General features: G+C 72.2%; 10 protein-coding genes and 1 pseudogene. 1 reads left to right on the top strand and 10 read right to left on the bottom strand.

Going from position 1 to position 14,436, the window contains the following annotated elements:
* The 3 genes and pseudogenes from AB0M28_RS26835 to AB0M28_RS26825 all read right to left on the bottom strand — a co-directional run.
* Window positions 1–287 (bottom strand): annotated as a pseudogene (locus AB0M28_RS26835) (hypothetical protein); the annotation flags it as partial.
* A 39-nt stretch (window positions 288–326) separates the two neighbouring features.
* Window positions 327–2,144 carry a glutamine--fructose-6-phosphate transaminase (isomerizing) gene (gene glmS / locus AB0M28_RS26830; protein ID WP_365410098.1) on the bottom strand — a complete coding sequence of 606 codons (1,818 nt, stop codon included), beginning with the start codon at window positions 2,142–2,144 and terminating at the stop codon, window positions 327–329.
* A gap of 44 nt (window positions 2,145–2,188) precedes the next feature.
* The gene (locus AB0M28_RS26825; RefSeq protein WP_365410095.1) at window positions 2,189–2,446 is read right to left on the bottom strand and encodes a hypothetical protein; all 258 of its coding nucleotides are present in this window, start codon (window positions 2,444–2,446) and stop codon (window positions 2,189–2,191) included.
* A gap of 162 nt (window positions 2,447–2,608) precedes the next feature.
* Between AB0M28_RS26825 and AB0M28_RS26820 the strand changes: the two genes are divergently transcribed.
* Complete coding sequence (locus AB0M28_RS26820; protein ID WP_365410092.1) at window positions 2,609–4,177, top strand: beta-N-acetylhexosaminidase; 1,569 nt, start codon at window positions 2,609–2,611, stop codon at window positions 4,175–4,177.
* A gap of 58 nt (window positions 4,178–4,235) precedes the next feature.
* Here the strand turns inward: AB0M28_RS26820 and AB0M28_RS26815 are convergent, their stop codons facing one another.
* The 7 genes from AB0M28_RS26815 to AB0M28_RS26785 form a co-directional block, all read right to left on the bottom strand.
* On the bottom strand, window positions 4,236–4,646 hold the full coding sequence (locus AB0M28_RS26815) for a VOC family protein (protein WP_365410089.1): 411 nt from the start codon (window positions 4,644–4,646) through the stop codon (window positions 4,236–4,238).
* Window positions 4,643–6,451 (bottom strand): IucA/IucC family siderophore biosynthesis protein, encoded by a 1,809-nt coding sequence (locus AB0M28_RS26810; RefSeq protein WP_365410086.1) that lies wholly within the window; start codon window positions 6,449–6,451, stop codon window positions 4,643–4,645. Before AB0M28_RS26810 ends, AB0M28_RS26815 begins: the two co-directional genes overlap by 4 nt.
* Entirely contained in the window at window positions 6,448–6,981 is a 534-nt protein-coding gene (locus AB0M28_RS26805) for a GNAT family N-acetyltransferase (protein ID WP_365410083.1), read from the bottom strand. Before AB0M28_RS26805 ends, AB0M28_RS26810 begins: the two co-directional genes overlap by 4 nt.
* A complete protein-coding gene (locus tag AB0M28_RS26800) occupies window positions 6,978–8,267 on the bottom strand; it encodes a lysine N(6)-hydroxylase/L-ornithine N(5)-oxygenase family protein (protein ID WP_365410080.1) in 1,290 nt (429 codons plus the stop codon). Before AB0M28_RS26800 ends, AB0M28_RS26805 begins: the two co-directional genes overlap by 4 nt.
* The gene (locus AB0M28_RS26795; RefSeq protein WP_365410077.1) at window positions 8,251–9,693 is read right to left on the bottom strand and encodes an aspartate aminotransferase family protein; all 1,443 of its coding nucleotides are present in this window, start codon (window positions 9,691–9,693) and stop codon (window positions 8,251–8,253) included. The genes AB0M28_RS26800 and AB0M28_RS26795 overlap by 17 nt, the downstream gene beginning before the upstream one ends.
* Window positions 9,694–10,368: 675 nt before the next feature.
* A complete protein-coding gene (locus AB0M28_RS26790) occupies window positions 10,369–13,200 on the bottom strand; it encodes a hypothetical protein (protein ID WP_365410074.1) in 2,832 nt (943 codons plus the stop codon).
* Window positions 13,197–14,315 carry an AAA family ATPase gene (locus AB0M28_RS26785; protein WP_365410071.1) on the bottom strand — a complete coding sequence of 373 codons (1,119 nt, stop codon included), beginning with the start codon at window positions 14,313–14,315 and terminating at the stop codon, window positions 13,197–13,199. The genes AB0M28_RS26790 and AB0M28_RS26785 overlap by 4 nt, the downstream gene beginning before the upstream one ends.
* Window positions 14,316–14,436 lie beyond the last annotated feature (121 nt).

Here is a 14,436-nt window from a genome sequence, read left to right as displayed (position 1 = left end):
AGCGCGACCCGGAAGGTGAACTTCACCTCCGCGCCCGGCTCGAGGGCCGCCTTCTTCGAGCAGCCGTAGGTCCAGTTCGTCTCCGGGTGGTCGGCTTGTCCGTGCGGTCCCGGGGGCAGCCTGGGTGCGGGGCCGCTGCGCCCGCCCGTGCCGCCCCCTGGGCGGCCCAGCCGCCCGCAGCGTGCGGCGTCCCCGCGGCGTCCTCCCGTGCGGGGCTGAACCGCACCCGGCCCTCCCACGGACCACCCCGCCGGGGTCCGGGGGCGCAGCCCCCGGAAGCCGTTCACGCGCGGCACCGCCACCGGAGGCGTGGCACCCCCGGAGGGTTACTCCACCGTCACCGACTTCGCGAGGTTGCGGGGCTTGTCGATGTCGCGGTTGAGTTCCTTGGCGGTGTAGTACGCCAGGAGCTGGAGGGGGATGCCCATCAGGATCGGGTCGAGTTCGGGCTCGGACTGGGGGACCAGGATCGTGTGGTCCGCCTTCTCCTGGCGTTCGTGGGCGACCGCGAGGATGCGGCCGCTGCGGGCCTTGATCTCCTCCAGGGCCGCGCGGTTCTTCTCCAGGAGGTCGTCGGACGGGACGATCGCGACCGTCGGGACGTCCGGCTCGATGAGCGCGAGCGGACCGTGCTTGAGCTCCGAGGCGGGGTACGCCTCGGCGTGGATGTACGAGATCTCCTTGAGCTTCAGCGACGCCTCCCGCGCCACCGGGTAACCCCGCACCCGGCCGATGAACAGCATCGACTTGGCGTGCGCGAACTCCCCCGCGAGCTTGCGGATCTCGTCCTCCCCGCGCAGGATCTCGGCGATCTGGTCGGGCAGCCGCCGCAGGCCCTCGATGATCCGCTTGCCGTCGGCGACGGAGAGGTCGCGGATCCGGCCGAGGTGCAGGGCGAGCAGGGCGAAGGCGACCGTGGTGTTGGTGAAGCACTTCGTCGAGACGACGCAGACCTCCGGCCCGGCGTGGACGTACACGCCGCCGTCCGTCTCGCGGGCGATCGCCGAGCCGACGACGTTCACGACGCCGAGGACACGGGCGCCCTTGCGCTTCAGCTCCTGGACCGCCGCGAGGACGTCGTACGTCTCACCGGACTGGGAGACGGCGATGTAGAGGGTGTCGGGGTCGACGACCGGGTTGCGGTAGCGGAACTCCGAGGCCGGCTCCGCGTCCGCGGGGATCCGCGCCAGCTCCTCGATCATCTGCGCGCCGACCATGCCCGCGTGGTACGACGTACCGCAGCCGAGGATCTTCACCCGGCGGATGGACCGGGCCTCGCGGGCGTCGAGGTTGAGGCCGCCGAGGTGCACGGTGGAGAAGCGGTCCTCGATCCGGCCGCGCAGCACCCGGTCGACGGCCTCGACCTGCTCGTGCATCTCCTTGTGCATGTACGTGTCGTGGCCGCCCATGTCGTACGACGCGGCCTCCCACTCCACGGTCTCCGGCGACTGCGCGGTCCGGGAGCCCTCGCGGGTGGTGTAGGTGCGGTAGTCGTCGGCCTTGATGGTGGCCATCTCGCCGTCGTCGAGGGTGACGATCTGGCGGGTGTGGGAGACGAGCGCGGCGATGTCGGAGGCGACGAACATCTCCTTCTCGCCGATGCCGAGGACGACCGGCGAGCCGTTGCGGGCGACGACGATGCGGTCGTTGAAGTCGGCGTGCAGCACCGCGATGCCGTACGTGCCCTCGACGTGGCGCAGCGCCTCGCGGACCTTCTCCTCCAGCGTCGGCGCCTGGGAGCGGCCGATCAGGTGGACCAGGACCTCGGTGTCGGTGTCGGAGGCGAAGACGACGCCGTCGGCGGTGAGCTTGGCGCGCAGCTCGGTGGCGTTGTCGATGATCCCGTTGTGGACCAGGGCGACCTTGCCCTCGGTGTCCATGTGCGGGTGGGCGTTGGCGTCGTTGGGGGCGCCGTGGGTGGCCCAGCGGGTGTGGGCGATGCCCGTCGTGCCGGCGAACCGCTTGGGCAGCTTGGCGTCGAGTTCGCGGACCCGGCCCTTGGCCTTGACGGTCTTCAGACCCCCCGTCTTGCCGGTGATGGCGACACCGGCCGAGTCATAGCCCCGGTACTCGAGCCGCTGCAGGCCCTCCAGCAGCAGGGGCGCCGCGTCACGCTTGCCGATGTACCCAACGATTCCGCACATATCGTTCCTTACTTCGCTCTCTTCGCTCAGCCGGTCAAAACGGCTCAGCCGTACACCATGCGACGCAGTTGCCGCTGGGAAAGTTCCGGGGGTGCCACCACACGGTCGGCGAGCTCCTGCCCGATCCGCTCGAAGATCACCGTGTTGACCAGGCCCTGACCCTGGAGCTCACGGTGGCGGCGGCGGACGAAGTCCTCGGTCGTCTCCTCGAAGTAGGCGAGGACGTCCTGGACGATCCGGACCGCCTCGCCGCGATGAAGCGGGGCGGTCCGCACCAGATGGTCGATGAGCTCGCTGTGCACCCGTCGATACTGCGGGATGATCTCCTCGATCGCAAGAATCCTGCCCGGAATCGGGCAGCGAAACGTTCTTTCGGCGGTCGCATTGGTCTACACCTTGACGACTTCCGGGGTCGGCAGTAAGTCCATACCAACCCGTGGGAGGGATCACCCGTGAGATCACCTGTGAGACGCACCCCCGTCCTCGCCGCCGTGCTGCTGGCTCTCGCGACCACGCTCGGCGCGGGGGTCGCACCCGCCTCCGCGGCCGGGACCGTGGCGGCCACCGGATACGACAGGATCGTCCCCGCCCCCGTCTCGGCGGTCCCCGGCGGCGCCCCGTACGAGATCGCGGCGGGCACCGTCATCCGCGTGCCGGCCGGGCAGGAGCAGACGGGCGGCTATCTGGCCGGACTGCTGCGCCCGTCCACCGGCTATCCCCTGCCGGTCACCGCCGAGAGCGGCGCCGACGGGATCCGGCTCGTGCTGGACGGCGCCGGGAGCGGCCCGTACGGCGAGGAGGGCTACCGGCTCGACGCCGGACCGGGCGCGGTGACCATCACGGCGTACCGGCCCGCCGGCCTCTTCCACGGCGTACAGACCCTGCGCCAGCTGCTGCCGTCCGCCGTCGAGGCGGGCACCGTGCAGCCGGGGCCGTGGACCGTGCCGGGCGGCACCGTCACCGACCGGCCGCGGTTCGCCTACCGGGGGGCGCATCTGGACGTGTCGCGGCACTTCTTCTCCGTGGCCGAGGTGAAGCGGTACATCGACCAGCTGGCCCTCTACAAGATCAACTACCTGCATCTGCACCTGTCCGACGACCAGGGCTGGCGGATCGCGATCGACTCCTGGCCCCGGCTGGCGACGTACGGCGGCTCCAAGGAGGTCGGCGGCGGGCCCGGCGGCTACTACACCCAGGCCGACTACACCGAGCTGGTGGGCTACGCCGCCGACCGGCAGCTGACCGTGGTCCCCGAGATCGACATGCCCGGCCACACCAACGCCGCCCTGGCCTCGTACGCCGAGCTGAACTGCGACGGGAGGGCCCCGCGCCTGTACACCGGCATCAAGGTCGGCTTCAGCTCGCTGTGCGTGCCGCTGGAGCTCACGTACAGCTTCGTGGACGACGTGGTGCGCGAGATCGCCGCGCTGACGCCGGGGCCGTACATCCACATCGGCGGCGACGAGGCGAGCTCCACCAGCCACGCGGACTACGTCACCTTCATGGGCCGGGTGCAGCCGATCGTCGCGGCGTACGGCAAGACCGTGCTGGCCTGGCACCAGATCACCGAGGCGCAGCCGGCGGCCGGGGCGGTCGCCCAGTACTGGGGGCTGTCCGGCAGCGAACCCGAGGTCATCGCGGCGGCGAACGCCGGGACGCGGTTCGTCCTGTCACCGGCGAACAAGCTGTACCTGGACATGAAGTACGACCGCCGCACCAGGCTCGGCCAGAGCTGGGCGGGCTTCGTGGACGTGCGCACCTCGTACGACTGGGACCCCGGCGGCTATCTGCTCGACGCCCCGGCGAGTGCCGTGTACGGCGTCGAGGCGCCCCTGTGGTCGGAGACCCTCGAGACCAGCGCCGACATCGAGTACATGGCGTTCCCCCGGCTCGCGGGCGCGGCGGAGCTGGGCTGGTCGCCGGCGGCGACGCACGACTGGGAGGCGTACCGCCTCCGGCTGGCCGCGCAGGGGCCGCGCTGGACACAGCTGGGCATCAACTACTACCGGGCGCCCGAGGTGCCCTGGGAGTGAGGCGGGGTGAGCGGACGGGCGGGCCGGCCCTCGACGGCGGGGGCCGGCCCGTCGCCCGTCACTGCGCTCCGGCGATGTTCACCATCCAGGCGATGCCGAACTTGTCGGTGCACATGCCGAACGTGTCGCCCCACATCTGCTTGTCGAGCGGCACCGCGACATAGCCGCCGTCCGACAGCTTCTCCCAGTAGCCCCGCAGCTCCGGCTCGTCGTCGCCGCTGACGCTCACCGACACGTTCGTCCCCGGCTTGTACTCCATGCCGGGCGGGGTGTCGGAGGCCATCAGCGTGAAGCCGGCCGGGGTCTCGAGCATGCTGTGCATGATGCCCTCGGCGCCCGGCGCGGACGCGTCGCCGAACTCGCCGAAGGTGTTGATCACGAGTTCGCCGCCGAACACGTCGCGGTAGAACTCCATCGCCTGGCGGGCGTTGTCCTGGAACTGGATGTACGGATTCAGCCGTGAAGTCATACCGGCAACGTAGCGCCCGGCACCGACAACGGCGCGCGGTGCGCGGCGATCGGGTTGCCCAGCACCCCGTGCAGCTGGAGGGCGCCGGACGGGTCGGCCAGATCGACCATCTGCCGGTTGTTCCGCAGCTGCAGCCGGTTCAGGCAGGACAGGGCGAAGTCCGCGGCGAACACGTCGTACCGACGGAAGCGCTCCGCCAGCTCCGGCCGGCCGTCCTGGTAGTCCCGTACGCACTCCGCGACCGTCCGCCAGAACCCCGTCTCGTCCAGGACGCCCTCGGAGTGCAGACCGGCGGACAGGAAGCGGAAGAAGCAGTCGAAGACGTCGGTGAAGACGGACAGCAGCCTCATGTCCTCCGGCACCTCGGCCCGGATCCGGGCGACGTCCGCCGGGAGCGGCGTGTCCGGGTCCATCACCACGATCTCCTCGGCGATGTCCTTGAAGACCACCCGGTCCACCGCGCCGTCCGCGTCCAGCACCAGGATCGCGTTCTCGCCGTGCGGCATGTACGCCAGGCCGTGGGCGTAGAAGCTGTGCAGCACCGGGACGAGATAGGCGTCGAGGTAGCGGCGCAGCCACGCCTCGGGCGTCAGCCCCGAGCGCCGGATCAGCGCCCCGGCGAAGGACGCGCCGCCGGCGTCGGTGTGCAGCAGGGCCGCCATGGTGGCCAGGTGCTCCCCGGGGGCCAGGGACGGCACCGGGCTCTCGCGCCACAGCGCGGCGAGCATCTTGCGGTACGGGGATCCGGCGGGGGTCGCCGCCTCGTACTCGAGGTGGCGGTAGCCGGCGGCGGCCCGCTCGCGGATGATCGTGAAACGGGCGGCGCGCAGCACGTCGTCGCCGTCGACGAGGTCCGCCAGCCAGTCGTTGATGGCCGGGGTGGCCTCCATGTACGCGGCGGACAGGCCGCGCATGAAGCCCATGTTGAGGACCGACAGGGCCGTCTTGACGTAGTGCTTGCCGGGGGCGGAGGTGTTGAAGAAGGTCCGGATCGACTGCTGGGCGAGGTGTTCGTCCGGTCCGGGTCCCAGCGGCACCAGGCGGCGCCTTGCCACCTCGGCGGCGAAGGTCACCGAGAGCTTGTGCTCCCACTGCCAGGGGTGGACCGGGATCAGCAGATAGTCCGCGAGGTCCAGGCCCAGGCCCGTCATGGTGTCGGTGAAGCGGCCCAGGGTGTGCGGGCCCAGCTCGTCCAGCATCAGCTGCTCGTAGTCCAGCCCGGCGCCGGCGTGGAAGGCGGCGCGGTCACGGTGGGCGGCGACCCACAGCAGCCGCACGGGGGCGGCGGCCTCGGGGGCGTACGAGCGGAACTCGCCGGAGCCGAAGCCGAGCCGGCCGTTGTTGGCGACGAAGCAGGGGTGGCCCTCGGTCATCCCGGTCTCGATGGCCTGGAAGGTGCCGTCGTACGCCAGCTCGGCCGCGGTCGTCCGCGGCTTGGCCAGCTTGTACGCCGCGGAGGCGAGCGTGGACGATATCTCCTCCAGATAGACCGGGAGGACGGCGTCGCCGAGGCCGAGGGTGCCGCGGAACTCCAGGAAGAAGTCGAGGGCGTCCAGCTCCCGCTCGCCGTCGGGGCCGTGGCGGGTGACCGACCCCGCGTCGATGTGCCAGTGCTCCAGGGCGAGGACCTGTGCCTGGAAGCGGTACTCCGTGGATCCGTCGTCGCTGGGCACGGCGTAGTGGCCGGGCGCGGTCTCCCGGGGGGTGAGGAGGCGTTCGTGGGCGAACTCCGAGAGCGCCTTGCGTATCAGGTGGCGGGTGGCGCGGGCCCACAGTTCGGGGGTCATCCACGGCTCGGGGGTCATACGGCGGCTCCTCGGGCGGCCGTGAACGCCTCGCGGGTGCAGACGCTCAGGGCCGCGGTCTTGTGCGGGAGGGTGACGGTCCGTTCGACGGTGAAGCCGACGGCCGCGTTGAGGCGCTGGACGGCGGTGTTGCCGACGTCGGGCTCGACGACGACGCGGCGGACGGCGGGGTCGGCGAAGAGGTGCGCCATCACCGCGGTGATCACCGCCCGGGTGAAGCCGTGCACCGGGGTGTCGGCGGGGGCGACCAGGAAGTGCATGCCGACGTCGCCGGGCCGGGCGTCGTGGACGCCGGCGAGCTCGCGCTCGGCCGGGTCGTAGCGCTCCATGAGGAACGCCGGCTCGCCGCCGTGCAGGCCGATGAGCGCGTCGTGGTGCGGGTCGGCGCCGATCCGCGCGTACTCGCGCGCGACCCCCTCGACGGTGGCGTGCTGCATCAGCCAGAACGACGCCTTGGGGTGGGTGACCCAGCGGTGCAGCAGGGCGGCGTCGGCGGCCGGGTCGACGGGGCGGAACGTGAAGGGCTTCATGCGGCGCCGAACTCCTGGAAGGCGATGGACTTCTCGACCGGGTAGACCTCGCGACCGCCGAGCAGCTCGCGGACGATGCACGAGTTGCGGTACGCGGCCATGCCCAGGTCCGGGGCGGCGAATCCGTGGGTGTGCAGCTCGGCGTTCTGGACGAAGATCTCGCCGGTGCCGGCCGTGTCGATGCTGTAGTCGCGGCGTACGTCGTAACGGCCCTGGTCGTCCCAGCGGATCCGGTCGCGGACCGGGGCGAGGAAACCGGGCACCCGGTAGCGGTAGCCGGTGGCCAGGACCAGGCCCTCGGTGTCGAGGGTGAAGTCCCGGCCCTGCTCCTGCTGGCGCAGGCCCAGGGTGTACGTCCCCTCGTCGTAACCGACCGCCGTCAGGGCCGTGTTCGTGAGCAGGCGGGCCGGGACGGGGCCGCGGCGGTTCTTGACGTACAGCAGGTCGAAGATGGCGTCGATGAGGTCGGCGTTGATGCCCTTGTAGAGGTGCTTCTGGGCGGCGCCGAGCCGGTCGCGGACGGCCGGCGGCAGGGCGTGGAAGTAGTCGATGTACTCCGGCGACGTCATCTCCAGCGTGAGCTTGGTGTACTCCAGCGGGAAGAAGCGCGGGGAGCGGGTGACCCAGTTCAGGGCGTAGCCGTGGGTGTCGATGTCCTGGAGCAGGTCGTGGAAGATCTCGGCGGCGCTCTGGCCGCTGCCCACCACGGTGACGGACTTCTTGCGGCGCAGGCCGTCGCGCAGCTCCAGATAGCGGGAGTTGTGCGCGGCGTCGCCGGGCAGGTCGCGGGCGGGCTCGGGGAGGTACGGGGGTGTGCCGGTGCCCAGGACGAGGCGGCGGGCGTGGTGGACGCCGTCGTCGGTCCGTACGGCGTACAGGCCGTCCGCGTACTCCACGGACCGGACCGTCCGGCCGAAGCGGACGCTGCTCAGCTGGGCGGCGGCCCAGCGGCAGTAGTCGCTGAACTCCTCGCGCAGCGGATAGAAGTTCTCGCGGATGTAGAAGGAGTACATCCGGCCGGACTGCTTCACGTAGTTGAGGAAGGAGTACGGGGAGGTCGGGTCGGCCAGGGTGACCAGGTCCGACATGAACGGGGTCTGCAGGTGGGTGCCCTCCAGCAGCATGCCGGGGTGCCAGGCCCAGTCGGCGGCGGTGCGGGACTCCAGGAAGAGGCCGTCCAGTTCGGCGAGCGGTTCCGTCAGGCAGGCCAGGCCCAGGTTGAACGGGCCGAGGCCGATGGCGATGAAGTCGTACGGGCGCTGGGTGGCCTCAGGACGCTCGGACAAGGTCTTCTCCCAGGTAGGCGCCCGCGTGCCCGGCGAGCAGGTCGAGCACGGCGCGGATGTCGTCCACGGTGGTCTCCGGGTTGAGCAGCGTGAACTTGAGGTGGTCGCGGCCGTCGACCTTCGTGCCCGCCACGACCGCCTCCCCGGAGGCGGACAGGGCGCTGCGGGCGTGCCGGTTGGCCTCGTCGGCCAGTTCGTCGGGGGCCTCGGCGTACCGGAAGACGAGGGTGGACAGCTGCGGGCGGGTCACCGCCTCGAAGCGCGGGTCGGCCTCGAGCAGCCGCCAGGCCGCCGTGGCCAGATCGCAGACGGAGTCGAAGAGGTCGCCGACGGCGTCGGCGCCCATGACGCGCAGCGTCAGCCAGAGCTTCAGGGCGTCGAAACGACGGGTGGTCTGCAGCGATTTGTCGACCTGGTTGGGGGTCGTGGCCTGCGCGGGGTTCAGGTAGTCCGCGTGGTACGTCGCGTGGCGCAGGGTGCGGCCGTCGCGGACCAGGACGGCGCTGGAACTCACGGGCTGGAAGAACGACTTGTGGTAGTCGACCGTGACCGAGTCGGCGCGCTCGATGCCGTCGAGGAGGTGGCGGCGGGTGCGCGAGACCAGCAGCCCGCAGCCGTAGGCGGCGTCGACGTGCAGCCAGGTGTCGTACAGCTCGCAGAGGTCGGCGAGTTCGGGCAGCGGGTCGATGCTGCCGAAGTCGGTGGTGCCGGCGGTGGCGACGACCGCCATGGGGGTGTGGCCGGCGGTGCGGCAGTCCTCCAAGGCGCGGGCCAGGTCGGCGGTGCGCATACGGCGGGTGTCGTCGCAGGGGACGGTGACGACGGCGTCGGGGCCGAGGCCGAGCAGTTTGGCGGACTTGCGGACGCTGAAGTGGCTGGCCTCGGAGGCGAAGATCCGCAGGTCGGAGAGAGATTCGACGGTGGCCGTACCGGCGACCGCCTCCTCCCGGGCCAGCAGCAGGGCCTGGAGGTTGGACTGGGTGCCGCCGCTGGTGAAGACGCCGTCGGCGGCGGGGCCGAGGCCGGCGCGGGCGGCGGTCCAGTCGATGAGGCGGCGCTCGATGAGGGTGCCGCCGGCGCTCTGGTCCCAGGTGTCGAGGGAGGAGTTGACGGCGGAGAGCACGGCTTCGCCGAGGACTGCGGGGATGGCGACCGGGCAGTTCAGGTGTGCCAGATAGCGGGGGTGGTGGAAGTAGACGGCGTCGCGGAGGTAGACGCGGTCGAGTTCCGCGAGGGCGGCTCCCGTGTCGCCGAGGGGGGTGTCGAGGTCGACGGCGTCGACGGTGGGGGCCAGGTCGTGGGGGGCGATGCCCGTGAACGGGCCGTCGGCCCGGGCGAGTCGGGCGGCCACGTGCTCGACGCCCGCGCGGAGATCGCGGCGGTAGGCGTCGGCGGTGTGGGCGCCCAGCAGGTGGGACCTGCTCATGGGGGGTGTCCTCCGGGGGTCGTGAGGCAGAAGCGTCTCGCGAGCGAAAGCAAGGGCAGCCTAACCTAACTATCCGCCCGCGCAATCCCCAGGTACGCCAGAGGCCCCGCGGGGGGTGCGGGGCCTCTGCCGAACCGCGGTTTCCGGCCATGCGGCGCCTGCGGCGGGCGTGATGGGGGCGCGGGTGGGTTCCCGGGGCCCGCCCGGGGCGGGTGGTCGGGCTCCGCCCGGGGCCCGCCGGGAGCCTGTGGTCGGGCTTCCGCCCGGAGCCCGCCGAGGGCCGATGGTTGGACAGGCTTCGCCCGGGGCCCGCCGGGAGCCTGTGGTCGGGCTTCCGCCCAGGGCCCGCCGACGGCGGGTGGTCGGGTGAGTGTGGGGGCTGCCTGTCCGCGCTGGTCGCGGAGGGGTGGGGGCCGGGCAGCGCGGGCGCATGACGGGGAAGGCGCCGGCTGTGCCGCCTGGTCGCTCGCACGCGGTGGGCGGCACCCGCGGAGCGGATCGCGGCTCGGCCCCCGGTGCCCGCCGCCACCGCACCGGCCGCGAGGCCCGGCCGCTCGCAATGCGGTGGGCGGCGCCCGCGGACCGGAGCGCCGCTCGGCGCACGGGACCCACCGCACGGCTGCGCGACCCGGCCGCTCCCCCCGCAGCCGGGCGCCCAGCGCTACCAGCCCCCTCTCACACGGTGACTCCCACCACCCCCAGCAGGACCGCGAGCGCCTCCGCCGACTCCCCATGCCTGGCGAGGAGTTCCGCGGCGGCGGATACGGCGGCGTCCTGGCCCGGCTCCTCCCGCCACCCCGCGTCGTACCCGAGCAGCTCCGCCACCGCGTCGCAGGCCGCCGGGTGGGCGGCGAGGAGGAGGGCGGCGTCGGGGGCGCGGTGCTCCGCGGCGGGCGCGGGCGTCGGCGGGGCCGTCGCCGACCAGGGCGGCGTCCAGGTGTCGAGGGCTGGCAGGGCCGCCGGGAACGTGCGGCCCGCCTCCCGGACGAGCGCCGGGACGAGGTCCGGCGCCTCCGCGCGCAGGGTCGTGATCAGCGCGGGCAGCCAGGGCAGCAGCACCGGGTCCGGAAGCCGGCCGAAAGCCTTCGAAAGCAGTTCGACGACGAACGGGGTGAGACCGGGCACGGGCTCCACCGCGTGGATGAACCCGCTGACGTACCGCGGGAACGCCGGCACGACCAGCGGATTGGCCAGCAGCTCGTCGCACCGGCGGCGCAGCTCCGGCCGCGGCAGCAGGCCGAGGTGGGAGCGGGCCGCCCAGAGCAGCGCCACCTTGTCCGGGGCCTCGGGGTGCGACTGCTGGACGGCCAGCTCCAGCTGGGTGTGGTCGCAGCCCAGGGACAGGGCGAAGGACTCCATCGAGAAGAGGAAGCCGAGCATGGCGGCAACCTGCCGGACCCCGGTGTCGTCGGCGGCGAAGGACGTCGGCAGCAGGGTGCAGTAGTGGGCGTAGCCGGTGCGCACGAACTCCTCGCACCAGCGCGGCAGTCCGGGCCCGCCGCCGCGGAAGTGGGTGAGCAGCCGGCGTATCCGGCGCAGCACGTCGGGGGCGTCGTCGACCGTGCGCTCGGCGGCCAGCAGCTCCACCGCGCGGGCGCCGAGGTCGTCGGCGAGGCGCCGGTTGTCCAGATAGACCAGGGCCTGCTCCACGCCCTCCAGGGCCGTGGCGGCGGTGGCGTCGGCCGCCCAGGCGTCGCGGCGCAGCCGCTGCTCCAGGACCTGCTCGACGCTCACGCCCTCGTAGCCGAGCTCGACCAGGGCGCGCTGCTGGCTGCCCAGGTTCAGGTCCCAGCTCTCCTGGATGGGACGCTCGCCGAGCCGGCGCGAGCCCATGATGGGCCGGACGACGTCGCCGAGCAGCCGGCGCAGCATCCACAGCAGGTCGGAGCAGGGGCGCAGCTCGGGCGCCGCCCTCAGGTCGAGCAGGGCGCGCTGCTTGGTGCGGGCGGTGAGGTTGAGGCCGAGGGGCTCCAGCCGGTCCAGTACGTCGCGGGCGAGCGGCGGCAGCGAGTGGTAGCCGACGGCGCCGATCCGGTCGCCGCCGAGCAGGATCTCGCAGAGCCGCCGGACATCCCGGCGGCCGGGGACGGCCTCCTTCTCGATACAGGTGACGGCCGCGTCCTCGAAGTCGTACGGCGTGGGGCGGGTACGCCCACGCATCCCGGCGAGCAGCACGGACGTCTCGTAGACGGCGATGGCGTCGGCGGTGCTGGCGAGATAGCCGTTGCGGCGGGCCAGGCGGACGATGTCCACGCACCAGCCGAGCAGCTCCTCCTCGTCCAGGCCGTCCAGCGCGGGCGGGCTGGAGAGGAAGCCGGTCAGCCGGTCCTCGCCGGGCTCCGGCTGCCGCGCCCGCGCCCGCCTGCCCGCCGTGCGCCCGGTGCCCTGCTGGCCCTTGAGCCGGTACGGGGCGATGCCGCGGCCCTTGACCGCCTTGGCCCAGGTGGCCGCGGCGACGGAGACGGCGCCCGGGGCCAGCCCGAACTGCGCCTCGATGGCGGAGTGGCTGGACGGGATCAGCCCGTACATCCACTTCGTGTCCGTCCGGGGCGCGATCTCGAACGCCGTCCCGCCCGCCCCGAGCCCGAACTCCTCGACGCGGCTGGCCGCATGGAAGGCGCCGCAGATGTACAGGCATTCCCCCGGGTCGGTGCCGGTCGCGGCGAGATGCTCGCGCATCCGCGTCCACATGTAGCGCTCGCGGTCCTCGTCGTGCCGGTCGCGTCCGCCGCGCTCGGGCCGCAGCCGCCGGAACAGACTGCCGATCATCACCATGACCTGGCGGTAGGTGTCGTAGTCGGCGCCCACCAGCGGCTGTTCGACGTACTGGTCCCACCACTCCGACCAGTGCCGCACCTTGCCGTGGTGCAGCAGCTGCGCCTCCAGCTCGGCGAACCGGGGCCGCAGATCGCCGATCTCGATGCCGACGGCGTCGCCGTGCAGGGCGTCGTCGTCGTGCGGCGGGACGTCCTCGTCGGCGGCCTGTTCCCCGGGTTCGCCGTCCCGCGACTGCCACTGGAAGACGTGGTCCGTCGACCGGTCGACGAGCACCAGCTCCACGCCCGGGGTATCCAGTGCGTAGGCGATCGCCTGGTACTCGGCGGACGCCTCGGTCACCGGCGCGACGACGCTCAGCGGCGCCCACTCCGCGGGGTGGCCGTCGACCTCCGTGGCGAACGCCTGCACGGCCACCGGCAGCCGGCAGTTGCGCAGCTCGTCCAGGACGGGGCGGAGGTCCTCGCAGAGCTCCACATACACGACCTTGGGCTGCTTCTCCTTCAGCCGGCGCACCATCGCCAGCGCGGAGGACGGCGAGTGGTGGCAGACCGGGAAGATCTCCAGCGGCTCGCGCAGCGCGCGGGTGACGTCGTCGACCATGCCGGTGAGGATCGCGGACACGGCGTCCGCGCCCTCGGTGAAGGCACCGGCGGCGGCGAGCAGCTGGTCGCGGAGCCGGTCGAAGGAGGGGCCGGCAGCCCTGTCGGGAGCCTGGGTCGGCCCGCTCATGAAAGGGTCGCGATCGCCTGGCGGCCGCCCTCGAGGAAGTCACCCCAGTGACCGTGGTGGTCGTTCTTGGTGCGCGGCTCCACCACGCCGTGCCAGAACTTGTTGAGGATCGCCAGGTCCTCCGGGCTGCGCCGGGCCAGCGAACCCACCAGCGAGCCGGCCAGGGTGTGGGCGCCGAGCACCTGGTCGCCGAAGAACTGGCTGTGCAGGATGGCGTCCTCCAGCACGCCGATCTGCTCGGCGGTGGACAGCGCGGACTCGAGCCTCTCGTCGTCGCTGGTCGCGGCGGCGGACGCGGCCCGCAGATCGGCGAAGCTCTCCAGCAGCACGTCCAGCAGGGTCGGCGGCACCTCCAGCTCGATCCGGTGCCTGCGCAGCAGCTCGACGGTGCGGAAGCGGACGATCTCCGCCTCGCTCTTCTTGTTCGTCACCACCGGGATGCGGACGAAGTTGAAGCGCCGCTTGAGCGCGGAGGACAGATCGTTGACACCACGGTCGCGGCTGTTGGCGGTCGCGATGATCGAGAAGCCCGGCTTGGCGAAGACGATGTTGTCGTCGTCCAGTTCGGGGATGGAGACGTACTTCTCGGAGAGGATCGAGATCAGCGCGTCCTGCACGTCGCTCGTCGAACGGGTCAGCTCCTCGAACCGGCCGACCACGCCCCGCTCCATCGCCGTCATGATCGGGGAGGGGATCATCGACTGCCTCGACTGGCCCTTGGCGATCACCATCGAGACGTTCCACGAGTACTTGATGTGGTCCTCGGTGGTGCCGGCAGTGCCCTGCACCACCAGCGTGGAGTTGCGGCAGATGGCCGCCGCGAGCAGCTCGGCGAGCCAGCTCTTGCCCGTGCCCGGGTCGCCGATCAGCAGCAGGCCGCGGTCGGAGGCGAGGGTGACGATGGACCGCTCCACGAAGCTGCGGTCGCCGAACCACTTCTGCGGGATCTCCCGCTCCAGCCCGTCGGCCCGCTCGGAGCCGAGGACGAACGTCCGCACCATCTTCGGGCTGAGCCGCCACGAGAAGGGCTTGGGGCCGTCGTCCACGGACTCCAGCCAGTCCAGCTCCTCGGCGTACTTCACCTCGGCGGGGGCGCGGAGCAGTTCTTCGGACATGCGTGTCTCCTGAGAGGTCGTAGGAAGGAAAAGGGCCTGGTGGGAGCGGCGGGCCGGGGACCTGCCGGCCCTCGGGCCGGGGCGCGCTCAGGCCCGGTCGTCCGGGCCGGGGCGTGCTCCG

Origin of the sequence: Streptomyces sp. NPDC051940, from assembly GCF_040680895.1 — a bacterium.
Lineage (GTDB): Bacteria > Actinomycetota > Actinomycetes > Streptomycetales > Streptomycetaceae > Streptomyces.
Note: the sequence above shows the minus strand (reverse complement) of the source record. Positions and strands in the feature narration are given on the sequence as shown.

What these genes read in the sequence shown, in the direction of transcription:
- glmS (WP_365410098.1), bottom strand. Translation starts at nt 2,144, where the DNA reads ATGTGCGGAATCGTTGGGTACATCGGCAAGCGTGACGCGGCGCCCCTG.
- AB0M28_RS26815 (WP_365410089.1), bottom strand. Translation starts at nt 4,646, where the DNA reads ATGACTTCACGGCTGAATCCGTACATCCAGTTCCAGGACAACGCCCGC.
- AB0M28_RS26810 (WP_365410086.1), bottom strand. Translation starts at nt 6,451, where the DNA reads ATGACCCCCGAGCCGTGGATGACCCCCGAACTGTGGGCCCGCGCCACC.
- AB0M28_RS26805 (WP_365410083.1), bottom strand. Translation starts at nt 6,981, where the DNA reads ATGAAGCCCTTCACGTTCCGCCCCGTCGACCCGGCCGCCGACGCCGCC.
- AB0M28_RS26795 (WP_365410077.1), bottom strand. Translation starts at nt 9,693, where the DNA reads ATGAGCAGGTCCCACCTGCTGGGCGCCCACACCGCCGACGCCTACCGC.
- AB0M28_RS26790 (WP_365410074.1), bottom strand. Translation starts at nt 13,200, where the DNA reads ATGAGCGGGCCGACCCAGGCTCCCGACAGGGCTGCCGGCCCCTCCTTC.
- AB0M28_RS26785 (WP_365410071.1), bottom strand. Translation starts at nt 14,315, where the DNA reads ATGTCCGAAGAACTGCTCCGCGCCCCCGCCGAGGTGAAGTACGCCGAG.